The sequence below is a fragment of the Caballeronia sp. NCF2 genome, from assembly GCF_023631205.1.
GTDB classification, from domain to species: Bacteria; Pseudomonadota; Gammaproteobacteria; order Burkholderiales; family Burkholderiaceae; genus Caballeronia; species Caballeronia zhejiangensis.
The window spans coordinates 1-17,701 of the sequence record NZ_JALQDN010000084.1 but is presented as its reverse complement, the minus strand read 5'-3'; the positions used below and the strand labels follow the sequence as shown (position 1 = coordinate 17,701).

General features: G+C 61.0%; 11 protein-coding genes and 3 pseudogenes. 8 read left to right on the top strand and 6 right to left on the bottom strand.

Annotated features, from left to right (window positions below; genetic code table 11):
• Positions 1 to 69 precede the first annotated feature (69 nt).
• Positions 70 to 1,316, bottom strand: a pseudogene (locus tag NCS02_RS36525) (PAS domain-containing hybrid sensor histidine kinase/response regulator family protein); the annotation flags it as partial.
• A gap of 294 nt (positions 1,317 to 1,610) precedes the next feature.
• On the opposite strand from NCS02_RS36525, the gene NCS02_RS36520 reads away from it, so the two are divergent.
• A complete protein-coding gene (locus NCS02_RS36520) occupies positions 1,611 to 1,886 on the top strand; it encodes a response regulator (protein WP_350029871.1) in 276 nt (91 codons plus the stop codon).
• Here NCS02_RS36520 and NCS02_RS31930 read toward each other — a convergent pair.
• Positions 1,791 to 2,021 (bottom strand): hypothetical protein, encoded by a 231-nt coding sequence (locus NCS02_RS31930; RefSeq protein ID WP_239294593.1) that lies wholly within the window; start codon positions 2,019 to 2,021, stop codon positions 1,791 to 1,793. The two genes, NCS02_RS36520 and NCS02_RS31930, sit on opposite strands and share 96 nt — an antisense overlap.
• Positions 2,022 to 2,496: 475 nt before the next feature.
• Here NCS02_RS31930 and NCS02_RS31925 point away from each other — a divergent pair, with 475 nt between their 5' ends.
• Positions 2,497 to 3,489 (top strand): serine hydrolase, encoded by a 993-nt coding sequence (locus tag NCS02_RS31925; protein WP_239294594.1) that lies wholly within the window; start codon positions 2,497 to 2,499, stop codon positions 3,487 to 3,489.
• A gap of 23 nt (positions 3,490 to 3,512) precedes the next feature.
• Here NCS02_RS31925 and NCS02_RS31920 read toward each other — a convergent pair.
• Positions 3,513 to 6,580: pseudogene (locus NCS02_RS31920) on the bottom strand (transglycosylase domain-containing protein).
• Positions 6,581 to 6,808: 228 nt separating this feature from the next.
• Between NCS02_RS31920 and NCS02_RS31915 the strand changes: the two are divergent.
• The 3 genes from NCS02_RS31915 to NCS02_RS31905 all read left to right on the top strand — a co-directional run bounded on the left by NCS02_RS31915 (position 6,809) and on the right by NCS02_RS31905 (position 11,481).
• Complete coding sequence (locus tag NCS02_RS31915; protein ID WP_239294595.1) at positions 6,809 to 8,005, top strand: IS256 family transposase; 1,197 nt, start codon at positions 6,809 to 6,811, stop codon at positions 8,003 to 8,005.
• 264 nt (positions 8,006 to 8,269) lie between these two features.
• Positions 8,270 to 8,395, top strand: a complete 126-nt coding sequence (locus tag NCS02_RS31910; protein ID WP_239294596.1) for a cache domain-containing protein — start codon at positions 8,270 to 8,272, stop codon at positions 8,393 to 8,395.
• Between the two features lie 644 nt (positions 8,396 to 9,039).
• Complete coding sequence (locus tag NCS02_RS31905; protein WP_350029870.1) at positions 9,040 to 11,481, top strand: two-partner secretion domain-containing protein; 2,442 nt, start codon at positions 9,040 to 9,042, stop codon at positions 11,479 to 11,481.
• A 650-nt stretch (positions 11,482 to 12,131) separates the two neighbouring features.
• Here NCS02_RS31905 and NCS02_RS31900 read toward each other — a convergent pair.
• On the bottom strand, positions 12,132 to 12,935 hold the full coding sequence (locus tag NCS02_RS31900; RefSeq protein ID WP_372492497.1) for an IS5 family transposase: 804 nt from the start codon (positions 12,933 to 12,935) through the stop codon (positions 12,132 to 12,134).
• Positions 12,936 to 14,289: 1,354 nt separating this feature from the next.
• Between NCS02_RS31900 and NCS02_RS31895 the strand changes: the two genes are divergently transcribed.
• The 3 genes and pseudogenes from NCS02_RS31895 to NCS02_RS31885 all read left to right on the top strand — a co-directional run bounded on the left by NCS02_RS31895 (position 14,290) and on the right by NCS02_RS31885 (position 16,419).
• Positions 14,290 to 14,922: a helix-turn-helix domain-containing protein gene (locus NCS02_RS31895; protein WP_239294598.1), complete on the top strand. Its 633-nt coding sequence runs from the start codon at positions 14,290 to 14,292 to the stop codon at positions 14,920 to 14,922.
• Positions 14,923 to 14,966: 44 nt separating this feature from the next.
• Positions 14,967 to 15,700: pseudogene (locus NCS02_RS31890) on the top strand (IS6 family transposase).
• Positions 15,701 to 15,957: 257 nt separating this feature from the next.
• Positions 15,958 to 16,419 (top strand): MaoC/PaaZ C-terminal domain-containing protein, encoded by a 462-nt coding sequence (locus tag NCS02_RS31885; protein WP_250508237.1) that lies wholly within the window; start codon positions 15,958 to 15,960, stop codon positions 16,417 to 16,419.
• Positions 16,420 to 16,863: 444 nt separating this feature from the next.
• On the opposite strand, the gene NCS02_RS31880 is transcribed toward NCS02_RS31885, so the two are convergent.
• Together NCS02_RS31880 and NCS02_RS31875 are read right to left on the bottom strand one after the other, a co-directional pair.
• The gene (locus NCS02_RS31880; RefSeq protein ID WP_250508236.1) at positions 16,864 to 17,160 is read right to left on the bottom strand and encodes a type II toxin-antitoxin system RelE/ParE family toxin; all 297 of its coding nucleotides are present in this window, start codon (positions 17,158 to 17,160) and stop codon (positions 16,864 to 16,866) included.
• On the bottom strand, positions 17,160 to 17,444 hold the full coding sequence (locus tag NCS02_RS31875) for a CopG family ribbon-helix-helix protein (RefSeq protein WP_239294600.1): 285 nt from the start codon (positions 17,442 to 17,444) through the stop codon (positions 17,160 to 17,162). Before NCS02_RS31875 ends, NCS02_RS31880 begins: the two co-directional genes overlap by 1 nt.
• Positions 17,445 to 17,701 lie beyond the last annotated feature (257 nt).

The window sequence follows — 17,701 nt, the reverse complement described above, 5'->3', positions numbered from 1 at the left end:
CGGCTCTTTAATCAACATTTCGTCATTCCAGAAAGACCGGGAAATCGATTCAACGAACTTCTAACTCACGACACTAGTCAGCAGTTCCGACGCAACTCCCAGCACGTCGGGCTCGTCTTCGACGAGCAGGACCGTCTCAACCTTCGGGCCCGGCGGCACATTCTCGCTTGCTGCCGGCTGCGCGACCGGCAAATATAGATCGACTGTCGTCCCCTTGCCCACCTCGCTCGAAAGGTGCACGTTGCCGCCTGACTGGGTGATGAAACCGTACACCTGGCTCAGGCCCAGTCCGGTTCCCTTACCGGGTCGCTTGGTCGTAAAAAACGGCTCAAACGCCTGTGCGAGGACGTCGCCGGACATGCCGGTACCGGTATCTGAAACAGATATGCGAACGTAGCGGCCTTGCGGCAATGCCGACGTCATCTGCGCGTCAGCCTCGACCGTGTCCGTGACGATCGTGACGGTACCGCCGCTCGGCATCGCGTCGACCGCGTTGACGACGAGGTTGAGCAGCGTCGCCTCGAAACGCGCTGCGTCGACCAGCGCGAATGTTTCGCCGGGCTGGAGCGCGAGTTCGACGTGCGTGCTACGGTTGCCCGCACGTGAAAGCATTGGCCCGAACTCGCGGATCAATCCGTTCAGGTCGTGCACCTCCGCCTGCAACGGCTGTTGGCGCGCGAAAGAAAGCAACTGCTGGGTGAGAGTGGCCCCGCGTTCAATCGCCCGTCGCATCCCTTCAATCATTTTTTTATGGACGGGCGTGGGGGACTGGATCGCCAGCACCTGTAACCCGTTAGAGAGTACCGCGAGCAGGTTGTTGAAGTCGTGGGCGACGCCGCCGGTCAGGCGCCCGATTGCCTCCATCTTCTGCGCCTGGAAGAGTGCCGCGTTGGCTTTTTCAAGGCGGCGGCAGCTTCCTTGCGCTCAGTATTGTCGCGGGTGACTTTTGCGAACCCAATCAGGACACCGTCGGTGTCCCGAATCGCATCGATCACGACGTGCGCCCAGAAGCGGCTACCGTCTTTACGAAGCCGCCAACCTTCGCGTTCGGCGCGGCCCGTCTTCGCTGCTGCGGCGAGCATCTGGGCTGGTACGCCGGCTACCTTGTCCTCGTCCGTGTAAAAACGTGAGAAATGCTCGCCAACGATCTCTGATTGGCTGTAGCCCTTGATCCGTTCCGCTCCGACGTTCCAGCTTGTGACGACTCCAGCCGGAGAGAGCATGAAGATCGCATAGTCGGTGACGCCTTGCACCAAAATCCGGAAGAGCTCTTCTGTATCGCCTGTACCGTCGCGCGTGCTCTGTATGTGGTCCATCTTTTCCGTCCGGTCAGGTCGAGGTAGTGCTGGGACGGTGATTTTACCGCTCGTAGCGATGCCAATCCGTTCCTTGTCCCTCACGACGGCGAGGAGTTGAGCCGCCAACGACAGTGCCGATCTGCCTTTGCGTACCGACAATCTTGCTGTCCGCCGTGCCTAGGCGAGCGACAGGCTCGCGCTGACGCTTTTCAATCGATGGGAATTTTCGCAGACGTCCTGTCCGAAACGGTCCCGAAACCGGCATGACCGTTGCCCAGAGGAGAGAAAGGTCTACTGCTTACCACTCATGCTATGCAACCGTCCCCGATGCCGGGTTTATGGGCCACGCGAGACTTCGACGCCGTCACGCCTCCCATTGCCGTGCTGATCGTCGATGACGACGCGGCGATAGCCGACGCCCTCGCCGTGGCCCTCATGGCGTATGGCTACCGAGCTCTCGTGGCGAATAGGGGCGAGGCTGCACTTCAAGTTTCACAAGCATGGGCGTCCCATGTCGTCGTCCTTGAAATAAAAATGGCACCCCGCGACGGCTTCAGCGTGGCAGAGGCCCTGCGTGGTTCGACTTGATTTACTGCGGTGCCGATCATCGCCCATAGCTCGCTTGCCGAAGAGGAAGTTATGGAGCGCGGCATCGCCGCCTAAATTTACGCCTTTTACCGAAAAGGCGAACCGCTGCACGGCCTGTTCCGGATGATTGAGCATGTGGCGCCCGTGCGGTGCCTGTGAGGGCGGGCCTTAGGCATAGATCGGGCCAGCGGTTATCCCGCCCTTCGCAGCGGCGTGGACCACTTTGCGCCAGCGCGATTGCAATTCGCCCAAGGCTGGCTGTATGCCAGGCCAATGTCCATGAACGGGTTGACCGCGCGCCCAGCCACGCGCTTGGAAAATTCGAGCGCGATACTGCCGGACGTCGCAAGACGAATCCGAAGGATTCGTCAGCTGGCTAGCAAGTGCATTCTCGAACAATCGGATCGTGACGATGACGCATCCGAGAGTCCGAGAGCGCGGGAGTGCGGTTTTTTTTTCGTCGCTTCCGCTGGCAGTGACTACCATTAAAGTACTCGTTTCCGGGCTCGTCTCATGTGTCCGTCACGCTTCCGGTATGCCGCCGCCGGGCAGCTTCGTGTCCGTCGATTTGAAATGAACGACCTGGGCGAGTCTACGCGATCGGACATCGATGGTGCCAGGCGCCGGATTGCAGGTTCAGGGGATGATCGTGATGAAGAAAATTGCCACTGCCCTGCTTCTCGCGGCCATTCCGCTCCTCGCATTGGCCGGGACGCCGGTGCTCCAGTCGCGCAGCGCGCTGGTGTACGACATCCAGCGTCACGAAGTCCTGCTCGAAAAGCAGGCCGACACCGTACGGCCCGTTGCTTCCCTGACCAAGCTGATGACGGCGATGGTCGTGCTGGACGAAGCGCAGCCCATGCAGGAAAGCGTGATGATCGGCGACGCCGACATCGACCGGCTCAAGCACTCGGGCTCGCGCATCCCGGTGGGCGCAACGCTCGAACGGGAAGAAATGCTGCGCCTCGCCCTGATGTCGTCAGAGAATCGCGCGGCCGCCGCTCTGTCGCGTGCGTTTCCGGGAGGCCAGCGCGCCTTCCTCCAGAAGATGAACGACAAGGCGCGCGCTCTTGGCTTGGCGGCTACGCAGTTCATCGATCCGACGGGGCTGTCGGCAGACAACGTGTCCACAGCGCGCGACCTGATGAAAATGGCGGATGCCGCGTCACGCTACCGTCTGATCGGCGCTTTCACCGTGCTTCCTCGCTATCAGGAAGTCATCGGCACCAGAACGCGGTTCTATCGGAACTCGGACCCGGTCGTCGACTGGCCGGACTGGAACGTTCAACTGGCGAAGACCGGTTACACCCGCGAGGCCGGACGCTGCATTCTCGTGGAAGCGGACATGCCGAATGGTCCGGTCATCATCGCGCTCCTCGGCGCACCGTCTTCCTGGGCGCGTTCGGTGGATCTGGTCACGATTCGCCACTGGCTGACGGGCGATGAAACCCCTGTCGTGATGCCGCGCGTGTATCACGCGAGCACGCAGGATCGCCATCGCCAGATGATCGCCCGGTCGCATTGGGCCAGGGCGCAATTCGCGGCATACCGGACCAACGGTAAGCACCATTCGGGCAAGCGGCATCTGCGCCTGGCATCCTGACGGGCGCTTCTACCCGTGCACTTCTACCGGCTTTCCGGTTTCGCTTCGCCGGCGGCTTTGATCTCCTGTCCGTCAGCCAGCAGAGGCTGCAGCGCCGGCCCGAGCGACTTCAGCAACTGCACGGCCAGCGCGCTCGTGAAGTCGTAGTGCGCGGCATAAGGCTCGCGGACGTAGGCCGTGATCGTGCCGAAGAAGCGCTCGCCGATCACGAAGACGAACGTGGCCGTCCTGTTCACCTTGCGCGATTCGATCAGACGCCGGCCGCGGGCATACACGTTGAAACGCTGGTCGCCGGTGCCGGTCTTGCCGGATACGCCGAGCGCGCGGCCGGACAACGTGAGGCCATCGGCGAGACGCTTCGCGGTGCCGCCCTCGACGACATCGCGCAGCAGCCGCTGAACCACGGTCGCGATCTCGGGCGCGAGCAACGGCTTCGCGGGCGCGCTCATCTGGGTGAAGCGCGTCTCAAACGGCGTGTCCTTCGCGAACTCGAGCGTCGAGATGCGCTGCGTGGCAAGCCCTTTGCCGCCGTTCTCCACGATGCCGATCAACTGCGCGAGCGCCTCCGGCCGATCGCCCGACGCTCCGATGGCCGCCGCATAGGAAGGCGTCACCGACGCGAACGGATAGCCGAGCGCGCGCCACGACTTCGTGATCTCGGCATACGCCTGCAACTCGACCATGCGCTTGATACGCCTGTCCTGCGTCGCGTGATAGCGCGTCTTGAAGAGCCACGAATACACGGTGACGCGCGCATCGCGGCTCGCGTCCTGCGCATCGTTCAGGGTCGCGAGCGGATGCGAACGCAGATAGTTCACCGTCCACAGCTCCAGCGGATGCACGCTCGCGATATACCCGCGATCGTTGAGATTAAACTTGTCGACGCCGTATTTCACGTAGAGCTTCGCCAGATCATCGTCCGTGATCGACGCATACGGCGTGCCGTGCAGCGCCGCGCGCATGCGGGCATCGAACCATGCCGGCGGCTCGTCGGGCGCGACGCTTCTCAACACCGTGGCGAGCTTCGGCGGCGACTTGCGCACATCGCGCAACAAGAGCGCGAGCGCCTCATCCGCCGTCCTGAGCCGGTATCTCATGTAGAAGCGGCTCATGTAGACGCGGCTCTCGGCGTCGGCGAAACGGGTCAGATACGCGTGACGCACCGCCGGATCGTCGAGCCAGTCCGAGGACGGCCCCGCAACCTCGATCATCTCGTAGTGGACGATATCGCGCATCAGCCGCACGAACACGAGATTCACCGAATGTTGGAACGCGCTCTCCACGGTGAGCACGCACGAGTTGTCGGTCGCCTCGAAGTTGGAGAACGCCTGCGCGCCGCCACCCGTGTAGAAGGTCTCGCCGGCGCTCGCGGAGTACTTGCGCGCGACGGCGGCATCGAGCAGCACGGGGAGCGAGCGGTCCGGCGTCTTCGCGAGATAGTCGAGCGCCCAGTGCGTCAGGACATCCTGGCGATCAAGCGTCACGCCGCGCAGCTGCGCCGCGCTCATCGCGCCATAGCGCGCGTGCAGCGCAGAAACGATCTGCAGGTAAGTGATGGCCGTGCGCATCTTGGCCGTCGAGCCCAGGTTGAGGCGCCCGCTGCGGCTGATGTCGAAGGGTTCGTTGATGCTGTCCGTCTGCACGCGCACGAGGTTCGTGCCGCCTTTGCGCTCCATCAGCGTGAAGCTGTACGAGATCTTCGAAGTTCGTCGTGGGGCCGCAGCATGTGATAGCCGAATAATCCGGCATCGGCCGCGCCATCGCGCGTCGCCGCGCTCGCGAGCCGCTCGCTCACGGCCTGCTGCACGGGGTCGTCGAGCGTCGCGGTGACGCTGAGGTCGAGACGGTCGAGATCGTAGAGACTGGGAACGCCGAGTATCCCGAGCAGGTTCGAGCGCAGCGCGGTCACGCCCTTTCGCGCGACGAACGACACGGCCGCCCGCCGATGCGGCGCCGGATTCAGTTCGAGCGGCACAGCAAGCGCCATCTCGCGCAGCGCCGGCGCAATGATGCCGTTCGCGCCGAGCAGGCGCAGATAGCTGTCGGTGCGGCGTTCGAGCTCCGGACTGCCCGGGCGCAGAAAGCGCGACGGCGCGCGCTGCGCGATCATCAGCGATAGCGCCTGCTTGAACGCGAGCGCCTGCGCATCGAGCATCTCGGCCGAAACGGGTGCGTTCAGGATGCGGTTGTATTCGTCGAAGTCGCGTCCGTACCACGCGGCCATGCCGTCGGGAAGCCCGTTGATCTCGCCGATGCCGGGCCGCGCCGCGAGCGGCACCGAGTTCAAATAGCGCACGACGAGCTGACGGCGCGCGGGCATCGTCTGCGGGCCCTCGAGATAAGCACGCACGGAAGCCGATGCGATCTGGCGGAGCTTCTCCGGCGGCGACGCGGTGCGCCCGCCCGACGAGTGACGGAACTTCTCGATCTGGGTCGCCAGCGTGCTGCCGCCCGGTTGCGGCGCGTGCCTATCGACGACGCGCAGGCTCTGATCGAAAAGTGCGCGGCCGAAGCGTCCCCAGTCGATTGCCGGATTGCGGTTGGGCAGGCTGTCGTCCAGCAGGCTGCGATCCTCGATGAAGAGCAGCGCATTGACGATTACCGGCGGAATGGACTCGAAGCTGTCGTAGACGAGACCGGGACTCGCAGCGCTGTAGAGCGGGTTGCCGCGCGAATCGAGCAGTGCGAGCCCGGCGCGGTCTTTCTCTTCATAGGGAATGAAAAGGCCCTGATCGGCCATTGACATCATGGCTGCCGAGCCGCGCGCCTGCGCGGTGACGGCAAACCCGCGCGCAAGGAGCCGCTCCTCGAACGACGGCAGCAACGCATAGCCGAGCCGCACATCATATGGGCCGGCCGACGCCTGTGGAATGCTGGCACTGGGTCCTTCGCCGACAGAAAAGCCGATCTCGCGCCCCAACTCCGAGAGGTAATGCGCCTGCCGCTGCGAGTTCTGCATTTCGATCTGCGTCATGCGGACCGCAACGGCACAGATGATCACGCTCGTGATGACGAAAAGCCATGCGATCCAGCGCCTGGCAGGCGTGACGCGCGACGCGCGCAAGAGTCCATCATCTAGCGGCCGACTCATGACGCGTTCTCCCGGTACGCCCGACGTCTTTGTTCTACACCAACGAGTGTAGTGCAGGAAATGCAGACCACTCAGACAGGATCGAAATGGAGATGGCCCGCCAACTCGGTAATGTACCGACAAGTGTGCAGAAAGCTCGAAGGCAGAAAGTTGCGGAATGAAGGGGTGGCCGTGGTGTAAGTTGATGAATGTCCAGTTCGTCAACCTGCCCTCGGGAGGGCTTACGCCATGGCCACGACCAAGCGTATTACGAACCGGCCGCCAGTGGAAGCACTGGTTGCCGGCGACCGGGACCTGATGAAGGCGCTCATGAAGGATGCGCTTCAGGAGGTGCTCGAAGCAGAGATGACAGAGTTGCTGGGCGCCTCGCACAACGAGCGCACCGAGGCACGCAGTGGCTACCGTGCAGGTTACTATGGCCGTGGACTGGTGACGCGCATCGGCAAGCTAGAGCTTCGCGTGCCTCGGGACCGACACGGAGAGTTCTCGACGGCATTGTTCGAGCGCTATGCGCGCAGCGAGAAGGCGCTGGTGGCCGCCCTGGCCGAGATGTACGTGCAGGGCGTGTCGACCCGCAAGGTCAAGGCGATCACCGAAGAGCTGTGCGGTCACAGCTTCTCGGCCTCGGCGATCTCCGCCATTAACAAAGGGCTCGACGCGACGCTGGCAAAGTTTGCACACCGGCCACTGGAAGAAGCGTATCCGTATCTGATTGTCGATGCTCGCTATGAGAAGGTGCGTGAATCAGGCGTGATTCGCTCGCAAGCAGTGCTGATTGCCATCGGCATCAACTGGGAAGGTCACCGGCAAGTGCTGGCCGTGGAGCTGGCTAACCGCGAGAGCCAATCGAGCTGGAAGGAGTTCTTGCTGGGGCTGAAGAAGCGCGGGCTCTCAGGCGTGGAGTTCGTCGCCTCGGACGATCATGCGGGACTGAAGAAGGCAATCAGCGAGGTGCTTCCTGAGGCCGCCTGGCAGCGCTGCTACGTGCACTTTCTGCGCAACGCATTGGACTACCTGCCGCGCAAGGCCGACGACGACTGCCTGCAGGAGTTGCGCTGGATGTACGACCGACGCGACCTGCAGGAGGCGCAACGAGACCTCGCGGCGTGGATCACAAAGTGGCAGGGCAAATATCCGAAGCTTGTCGATTGGGTTGAAGGCAACATTGCTGAGACGCTCACGTTCTACCGGCTGCCGCGTGCGCATCACAAGCATTTGAAGTCGACCAACATGCTCGAGCGCCTGAATGAAGAGATCAAGCGGCGCACGCGTATTGTGAGGATCTTTCCGAACGAGGCGGCGTGTCTACGCTTAGTCAGGGCGCTATGCAGTGAAATCCATGAGACGTGGCTGGAAGACAGCCGCTATCTCAACATGGCCCTACTGGCCGAGCAAAAGAAAGAGTTCTTACGCGCTGCGGCATAAACAGCGCGCCGTGGTCCGATGCGAATGGCTACGCCCTTCGCATCGGACACGGAAAACCGATCAACTGAACCATCGTCCCCCGTTTCTGCACAACTTGACGCACACAACTGCCAACTCGCCGAAGGGGGCAGGGAGGGGTTACGAGCTACGTCCCTGCACTGACGGGCAGCGCTTGCCCACCGAAGAAGAGATTCTAAGGATCGAGGGCCATCGGGACTGTCCTTGATCCGAAGGGCAAGGCATTGGCCGCCATTCGAAACGGCGGTGCCTACTATCTATGGCGATGTTGATGTTCTGGGCAAACCGTATGTGAAGCGCTATGAACCGATTCACGATTCCAGCGGGGCCATTATCGGTATCTACTACGTCGGCTATCCGAAAGCGCAGTGAGCGCGGGATAACCGTCCCGCTTCCGCAGTTCTATCGCGGTGCTATATAGACACCCGGCGTAACCGGCGCTTGACGGGCCGCCCGCATGCATGCCGATCTGCCCGTTTCGGCGAAAGTGCGTATCTTCGGGAAAGGCTCGATGCTACAGAACACGTCGGGAGAATGGGCCATGTCGCCGCACACCCCGTGCGGTGGATAGCACCGAGCGGCAGACCCGGGGCCGACGGGCAACGCTTCAACATCAAAAATCAAATTCCCTGTTCATGCCTTCAACAGACGGCTGAATGTCTGAGCAACGGTAACAGCGAATGACGCTTCCTGGCCGGCTGCCGAAGATCGCAGTTTCCGAGCGCCGCGTTCGGTCCTCTGGCGCGAAGGGAACCCGTTCTTCAACATGGCTAACGGCATGAGCGTCGCCGCCAATGCTGAACTTCATAAAAGCCGCGTTGCGACCACGCCTGCCGTACACCGCCGCGCACTGCCTTGCACATTGAACGAACGTACGAATCCCCGCTAGCCGCGTTCCGGGTTGATACTATCTTTGCGCCCGCTAGCACGTCGATGGTCACGGCCTTGAAAATTGAGCGGTGAGCTTCACCAGCGGCCGGATGACGATCGCATGTCTGACTCCGTCTGGAGGGCATATGCAGCTCGATCCAAGTCTCGCTTTGTCGGTGCGTCCCGCTCGACACTCCCGCCTTTATCATCATCTCAGGAACCGCGCGGGCTATTTGCGGCTTCGTCCACTGACGATGGTGCTGCTTCTCGCCACGGCTTCGTTGGGGCTATCCGGCATCAGCACACAGGCCGCGCCGCCCTTGCCGAAAGGCGGACAGTTCATCGCGGGCAGCGGCTCCATCCGCGGCGGCGGACAGTCGCTGACGATCAACCAATCCACCTCGCGCGGCGTGATCGACTGGTGCGGTTTCTCGATTGGCAATGGTCGCACCGTCACGTTCAACAACGGCAGCGGCGCAACGCTCAATCGCGTCACAGGCGGCGATCCGTCGGTGATTCTTGGCACGCTCAAGGCAAGCGGCAGCGTCTATCTCATCAATCCGCAGGGCGTGCTCGTCGGACCGACCGGCGTGATTGCGACGGGCGGGCGCTTCGTCGCCTCGGCGCTCGACGCCGATAACAATGCCTTCATGCAAGGCGGCGCGCTCACGCTGTCGGGCGGCGGGAACGGCGTCGTCGTGAATCTGGGCCGCATCGGGTCGAGTGGCGGCGATGTGTTCCTCTTCTCTCGCACGCTCGCGGCGAATCTCGGCAGCATCAATGCCGCGCAGGGAACCGCCGAACTCGCGGCGGGCAGTCAGGTGCTGTTGCAGGATGCATCGGGCAGCCAGCAGGTGTTCGTTCAGACGGGCAGCGGCGGCACGGCGCTGAACGCTGGCGCGATTCGCGCCGCGCAGATCAACCTGCAAGCCGCCGATGGCAATGTCTACGCACTCGCGGGCAATAGCGCCGCGATCCGCGCGAACGGCACCGCCACGCACGATGGTCACGTATGGCTCGTCGCGGATTCGGGCAACGTGCACGTGAACGGCGACGTGTCCGCGAGCAACGCCAACGGCAGCGGCGGCACGGTTGAGACGCGCGGCAACACGCTGGATGTCGGCGGCGCGACGGTGCTGGCCGGAACGTGGAAGCTCGGAGCGCCGACCTTCACCCTCGACGGAAGCAATGCGGGCGCGGTGTCGCGCAGCCTGAATGCGGGAACGTCTGTGGATGTCGAGACGTCGGCGGGCGATCTGGCCGTCAACGGCAACGTGCAGTGGAACGGCGCGGCTGCGCTGACGCTCGGCGCGACCCACAACGTAACGGCCGCTGCGAACACGACGATCGCCAACGCCGGAAGCGGCAACCTCACGCTGCGTGCGGACAGCGGGGGCATCGACAACGGCGGAAGCATCGCGGATGGCGGGACGATCGACTGGTCGAGGAGCACGGGCATCGTCACGGCGCTATACGACATGAACGGGACTTACTCGCCGGGCACGGTGCTCGCCAACACGAACTGGACCGCAGCACCCTATAGTGGCCTCGTCACGCAGATAACCGCCTACAAACTCGTCAACAATGTCAACGACCTGCAGAACGTCGCGCTGAATGTCTCGGGCAACTACGCGCTCGGCAAGGACATCGACGCGAGCGCCGCGACGTCCTTCAATCCGATAGGGTCGCTGCCCGGCCCCGTCGCCACGTTTTCCGACGCGCCGTTCACGGGCCAATTCGACGGCATGGGCCACACGATCGACAGCCTGCGGATCAACGGCGTGGCTTTTGGACCGATCGACATCGGCCGGGGCGGACCCACCTCCGCGCTGGGCCTCTTTGGCGTCGTCGGCGCGAATGGCGTGGTGCGCAACGTGAACCTCACCAACGCAGCCATCGGCGTCGGATTTGATATCGGGTCCTTCGGGCTGCTCGTCGGCGTCAACTACGGGCTCGTCACCTACGCGTCTAGTTCCGGCAAAGTAAACGACTACTTCATCTACGGCGGCGGTCCCGACGGCGGTCTCGTCGGCAGCAACTACGGCACCATCGAGCGATCGTCCAGCAGTGCATCGGTGCTCACGCAAGGGATTGCGGGCGGCCTCGTGGGCGACAACCACGGGACCATCTCGCAGTCGTTTGTCGCCAGTTCGGTCGGTCGCGGCTCGCACGGCGGCACCGGCGGCATCGTCGGGATCAATGCGGGGTTCCTCACGCAGTCGTATTCGACAGGTTATGCGCAGGACGCGGGGCTCGTCTACGACAACACGGCGACCGGTATCATCGACCAGTCGTTCGCGGCCAACCTGGTCAGCGGCCCCGGCGAGCCAGGCTCGTTTCACGGCGGCACCGCGTTTTATAACTACGGGGCGATCCATAGCAACGTCTATTGGGACAGGACGGTGACGACGCAAACGAGCGCCTTCACCATTGGCAACGGCACTGCACCGCCCGACAGCAATGGCCTCACCACGACGCAGATGAGCAACACGTCGAACTTCCTCGACTGGAGCATCCCGGCGGGAGGCGTCTGGGCGATGCCCGCTGGCGCGACGCATCCGCTTTTGCAGTGGCAGCAGGGACATTAGCGCATGAGTCCTGCGGGAAAACCGCACGCACCGGCTTTCCCGCATGGTCGCGAGCCGGCCGCTGACGCCGGAGTCGGATTGCGTTCGCTCGTGTCCTCGAACCCTGCATCCGCAAAATCGTCTGACATGGAAAGCTGGTCGACCACGCGCAGTCCCACGGCACATACTCTCAGACTTGATGCATGTTCAATGCATGCGCAACCCTTTGTCACTGGACAACTTTTCTTCGGCAATCAAGTGCCACGTGCGCAGAGGCAGCGGCCGCGTGACGCTGCCCTCCAAAGACGGGAGTGACTAGCGACTCTCGGGTCGTGGGTGTCCTAGTAGGCACGCCTTGATGCGCACGAACTAATGGCTGGACCTAAAACGCATTGCCCGAGTTGCCGTCCCCACATGTTGGGGCCAAGAAGCCGCTCAAAACATCGAGAGGACTGTTGGATCACAAGTGGTCAACAAGTAAGCGCTTCCGCACTGCGAATTGAATGACCGATGGCCGGGTGGAAACCGAGGCTTAGATGACTTGAAGATGTCTCGCGAATGGCGCTTCTTGGCCGGCTGTCGAAATCACAGTTCGAGTTTCGTTCTTCTGCAGCGACCGTGGCCCGAATCGCCGGAACTGACCCTATTGGCCATATCCGGTTTAGAGCGTGTTAGGAACTTTGCACTATTGGCACTGCGTGAACCAGCATGAGCATGGCGAAGACGACAAAATGCAGACCAGCGAGCGTTTCGGGCAACCTTTCGTAGTCATGCGCCAGTCTGCGAAAATGGTTAAGCCAGCCAAAGCTACGCTCCACTACCCATCGTCTGGGTAAGAGTACAAACCCCTTTTTCGCCTCGCTTAATTTGATGACCTGCAGTTCGATGCCTTCGTCCTGCGCCGCCTGAGCAGGCTCTTGGCCGGTGTACCCTTGGTCGGCAAACGCTAGCTTTATGGTGCGCCCGGTCGCCTGCTGGACCTGCCTGGCGAGCTCGGCGACCTGGGCACGTTCCTGTTCATTGGCCGGAGTTACGTGTACCGCAAGCAACTGGCCGAGGGTATCAACAGCCATGTGCACCTTGCTGCCGCGCTTACGTTTATAGCCGTCATAGCCCGCGCGTGCGCCGCTCTCGCAAGTTGATTGCAGGGTGCGCCCATCCAAGATGACCGCACTGGGCTGTCCCTGCCGACCCTGTGCGACACGCACTATTGAACGCAGGTCACTGACCATCGCTTCAAAGCAGCCGGCCTGCAGCCATCGCTGGGTCTGCTGGTACACGAGTTCCCACGGAGGGAAATTGGTCGGCAGCATGCGCCACGCCGCCCCAGCCCGCACGAGCCAGCGTAGCGCATTGAACATTTCCCGCAACTCGTATTTCCGCTGCGGAGCTTTGCTGTCCATCAGTGTCAGATAGGGCACCACGAAACTCCACTCTTCGTCGGACACATCAGTCGGATAGGCTCCCCGCGTTATCATCGTGTCTTGTAGTTAAATTTGTTATCCTAATTATAACAACTATAAAAGTTCCTAACACGCTCTAGACAGCTCGAAGGCCGCTCCCGACGCATAACGCTCAGTCGTTCCGTAGTGTCGGCCGCTATTATCGCTAAGACATACTGAATGCTTCGTCGTCGACCATCTAGATGTTCGATGTTCGGAAAGCCTTGATGGCGGCCTGTATTTGCGCTCTCCTCAGGCAGATCTTCGCGGACTTCGTAGGGATGGACGTCAACACGATCGCCCGCCCCGCGCGCCCAGCAGTCGCCAGACATGGGCCTCGCTGGGTGATGCCATACAGTCGCTCGATGAGCGCCCGTACGCGTTTGCGTGTCCACAACTCGGTACCGAAACCGCGTGCCAATGGTCCTTGCAGTAGCGCCACGCGCAAGCCCTCCAACTGGCCCACATCCAACTGCGCGCACGCCTAGATAGCCCAAAAGTGCCCGCATGCCTTGGCTGCTCGAACGGCTCAAATCTCTTCCATGTTGGCGGGTCGCAAACCTCGTATTCACCTTTTGGCGAACGAATAGACGCGTACTCGTCATAACATATGATTCCGCGCAATAAAAAACGGGCGCGAATTCGGCCCGCCTTTCGTTAGAAACATCTTTCTCGATGCAACAGAACGAAAGCTATGCCTCGCTTCTGAAGTACACAAAAACTCTTCTTCCGAAACCTTGAGAAAGCCTGCAATAGCAAACGATTGCGAGTGTGATAAATGCCGACATTCGCGGATGCGACTTCCGCAACTATGCCGCGAACGTGCGTTAGCATTCAACGCCGAGAGCGATTAAGACGTTTTTTCATATGGATGTCTATTTTTATCGTTGCCTCGACGCAATTTTTTCTTACCTGTAAGCTGCGTCTTTGAGAATTCCTGGTCACTCAGAAAAGTTAAAACGAGGCCAACAGTCGACACGCTCGCGCGGAAGGAAAAACACCAACGCAACGAATTGGAGGCTCCGCGATGTCAACCTCAACTGACGTCCTCGAAGCTACGTGCGTCGCTGGCGACTGCGCGTACGCGATGCATGATTCGACGGTGAGCAAGCACATCGGCATTGTTTTATACGATGGTTTCTCCTTGCTGGCGGCAGGCACGCTTGCCGAAGCACTGCATGTAGCGAACGAGTTGCACTCCGAAGCAGCGAATCATTCGTTGAAGTATCGCGTGAATCTGGTATCGGCCCGCGGGGGTACGGTCTTGTGTTCCTCTTCCATCTCTGTGTGGACGGAACAACTCGCGGGAGGAAAATTCGATAGTCTCGATAACCTGTTCGTCGTAGGAGGCAGCGGCGTGGCACGCGCGTCCTCGGACGACAATCTTATGGAGCTCCTGAGACGCGTGAGCGGGAAGAGCGTCACCATTACCGCGACGGGAAACGCGCACGTGCTATTGTCGGCCGCGGGCGTTACGGCGCGGGACTGGCCTTCGATGAAGCAGGATATTCCGCCCAGTTCGGCGACGAAAACCCTATCAGAGCATGAACGCGATCAGGCATTGATGAAATCGCTTGCATTCGTCAAGAAGGACTTGGGCGCCGATCTGGCCATGCGTGTCGCGGACCGTCTTGGTTCGGGCGGAGGCTTGTCGCTCGAGGCGGCGTTCGAAGAGATGTATGAGACGACGCTGGCCGAAAAGGCACGCGCGGCGGCGCGCTGGGTCGTGCTGAACTGCGCGAAGCCGATATCTGTCGTCGATGCGGCGCGCATGTCTTCGATGAGCGAGCGCAACTTCCTGCGTCTGTTCAAGCGCGAGATCGGCATCACGCCTTCGAAGTACCTGCTTCGAGCGCGGCTCGATCTCACTTGCAAGCTGCTCGAAAATAGCGATCTTCCGGTCGACAAGATCGCCCGTCGAACGGGCCTCAGCAACGGAGAAAGACTCTCGAAGTTATTCCGCAAGGAATTTTCGATGTCTCCCACGGAATTTCGCGCACGAAGCCGGACGGAGCTTTGACCGGGCGTTGTCGGGTTGCTGGCCCGGTCACGTAAGATGGCGCGATGAAGAAATACAAATCGCTCTATCATGGTCACCGTTTTCCAGCCGAGGTCATCGGTTGCGCTGTGCGCTGGTATTTCCGCTTTCAGTTGAGCTTGCGCGACATCGAGGAACTGCTCTTCGAGCGCGGCGTGATCGTGACATACGAGACAATCCGATGCTGGTGCGATAAGTTTGGCAAGGGGCCTCGCTCACCGGGTCAAAGCGGCGCGACGCAAGCCTGGTGGCACATGGCACCTCGACGAGACGTCCGTCACGCTGCATGGCGAACCGCACCTGCTGTGGCGTGCGGTCGACGAGCATGGCGCCGAACTCGACATCTTGCTGAAAAAACGGCGCGACAAAACCGCGGCCAACGTTTTTTCATGCGTGTGCTGCGCTCGAGCCCGGTACCGCGCAAGATCGTCACCGATCAGTTGCGCAGCTATACGGCGCCAAAACGGAGATCCCGGAACTTGCGAACGTGAAACACGTGTTCGTCAAAGCGGCCGCCCGACTGAATTACCGCGCCGAGAACAGCCATCAACCAACGCGCGAACGCGAGCGTCGCATGCGCGGCTTTCGCGACCCGACACGCACACAGAAACTTCTCTCGTGCTTCGGGCCGATCAGGCACCACTTCGCACTCAAGCGGCATCTGCTGCGCGCTTCACTCTATCGCAAACAGCTCGCGGCGCGATTCGTTGCCTGGCGCGAACTCACCGAAGTCACCCAAAATCCGTCCTACGCGTTCTGAGAGACGATTTTTCCTGCCGTCTTTCCGCCTCCGTCCCGACAAGTTGACAGAGCCATCGGTCGCCATGATGGACGCGAGCTCGCCGATTCATCCAGAGGGCAAGGATGCCGGCATTGCACCGCAGGCGTTTCCCCTGTGGCAACACACTCAGGACCAGCGCGAAAGCAAGCAAGGATTCGAGATACCGGCTTCGATCTGTGCTCGTATGACGAAGCTGCTTGAACCCCGCATCATCCAAGACGATCGGAGCACGCGCCATGACCAAACTTCTCTATCTCGATGACCTGAAGATTGGCCTGCAATTGGAATCGCCGACCTTCACCGTTACCGAGGGCGACGTCCGGCGCTTCGCATTAGCGTTCGATCCGCAACCCTTCCATCTCGACGAGAGCGAGGCGAAGAGATCGATCTTCGGCGGTCTGGCCGCGAGCGGCTGGCATACCGCCGCGATTACGATGCGTTTGCTCACCCCGGGCGGATTGCCGCTTGCAGGCGGCATTATTGGCATGAGCGTGCAAATCACCTGGCTCAAGCCGGTCCACCCGGGCGATGTACTTCGCGTCGTCAGTACGGTGCGAGACATCAAGCGTTCAAAATCGAAGCGTCAAGGTGTGGCGACGGTGATTTCGGAGACGCAAGACAAATTCGGTGAGGTCGCTCAGCGCCTCCTCTCGAAGCTGCTCGCCACGGCACGCGAGGCTGAAACCTCGTCTAACTGATCCCAGCGCCCCCCAGCGCGTCGATCTCGTTCCCGGAGAAACCGAGCCACGCGTCCAGCACATCCGCCGTATGCGCGCCGACCCTCGCAACTAGATCTAGATCAAGGTCTCTGCTGGCCGCGGCCATTCCTGCAACACGAAAAGCGCGAGCTCTGCTCAGCGACGGGGGTAACCGCAACGGGTCGCCAGTTTTCGTTTGTCCACATTCAAGCTTCGCATCGATGGACGCTGTCTGATGTTAAGCGGCAGCTTGACGGTGTCAGCGAATGTCTCCAAATGGCGGCGGTTCGGAATCTGGAGTTCTCCGCCCTGCGTACGTGTCTCGTTCGACACCCGACATGGCGCTGGTTGAATCGCGTCGTCTGCGAATCCGCCAAAGGACGAATCATCAAGAGCCGTCATCTATCATCTGCGATCGGCACGTTGTAACGCTAATTGAAGCGCTCACGAAGATTCTCGTCGGTACCGCTGTTCGCGCTGACTTCGAATTGCCACTACGAACACCGCGTCGAACTCAGGCAAAAACCGATACAGCGCCAAATAGCCATGCGCACCATTCGAAATGACCAATTCGCGCATGCCTGGATGATTGTCGACCGGCCGGCCGATCATTGGGCTTGACTGGAGAATGTCGAGTGCGGACACGATATTTTCGATGCGCTCGACTGCACGCTCCGGCGTGTGTTCGAAGAGAAACTCAAATATGCGATCGAAGTCCTCACGAATTTCGGGCGCCAGCATTACTCGCGCCATCGCTTAGCCTTGGGCGCTACCGGCGAGCCACCAGCTGCGCGCTCGCGCAAATAGTCACGCATCTCGCCCCAGTCGAGCCCCGCACCAGTCTCGAGCATCCTCGCGAAGCGAGCGTTCCCCTCGTCGAGAAACGCCTGTCGTAGCTCTTCATTCGCGACCCGTTCTGAGATCGCGTCCAACATGAAACTGTGTGCCGTAGTGCCGGACTGCTGGGCGAGTCGGGAGACGCGATCGCGAAGATCCGGTGGAAGGCGTAGCGTGGTCGTCGACATGGCATCCTCTTTGTGCTACAGATGTGCCACATCCTACACGGACCAGCGTAAATTGCAAGCAAGAGTGGTTCATTCAACATTAGAAAATCCAACTATCCTGTTGATAACATTGATTATTAACGTTAGACATCCATCCTATAATGTTGATAAATATGCTCGAATCGTCTTGTAGGAAAGCGCCCCACCTTGAGCCTCACGCCGTCCCTGTCGCCACCGCTTGCCCTGCGGCCTGTGCCCCTCGAAATGCTGGTGATTCC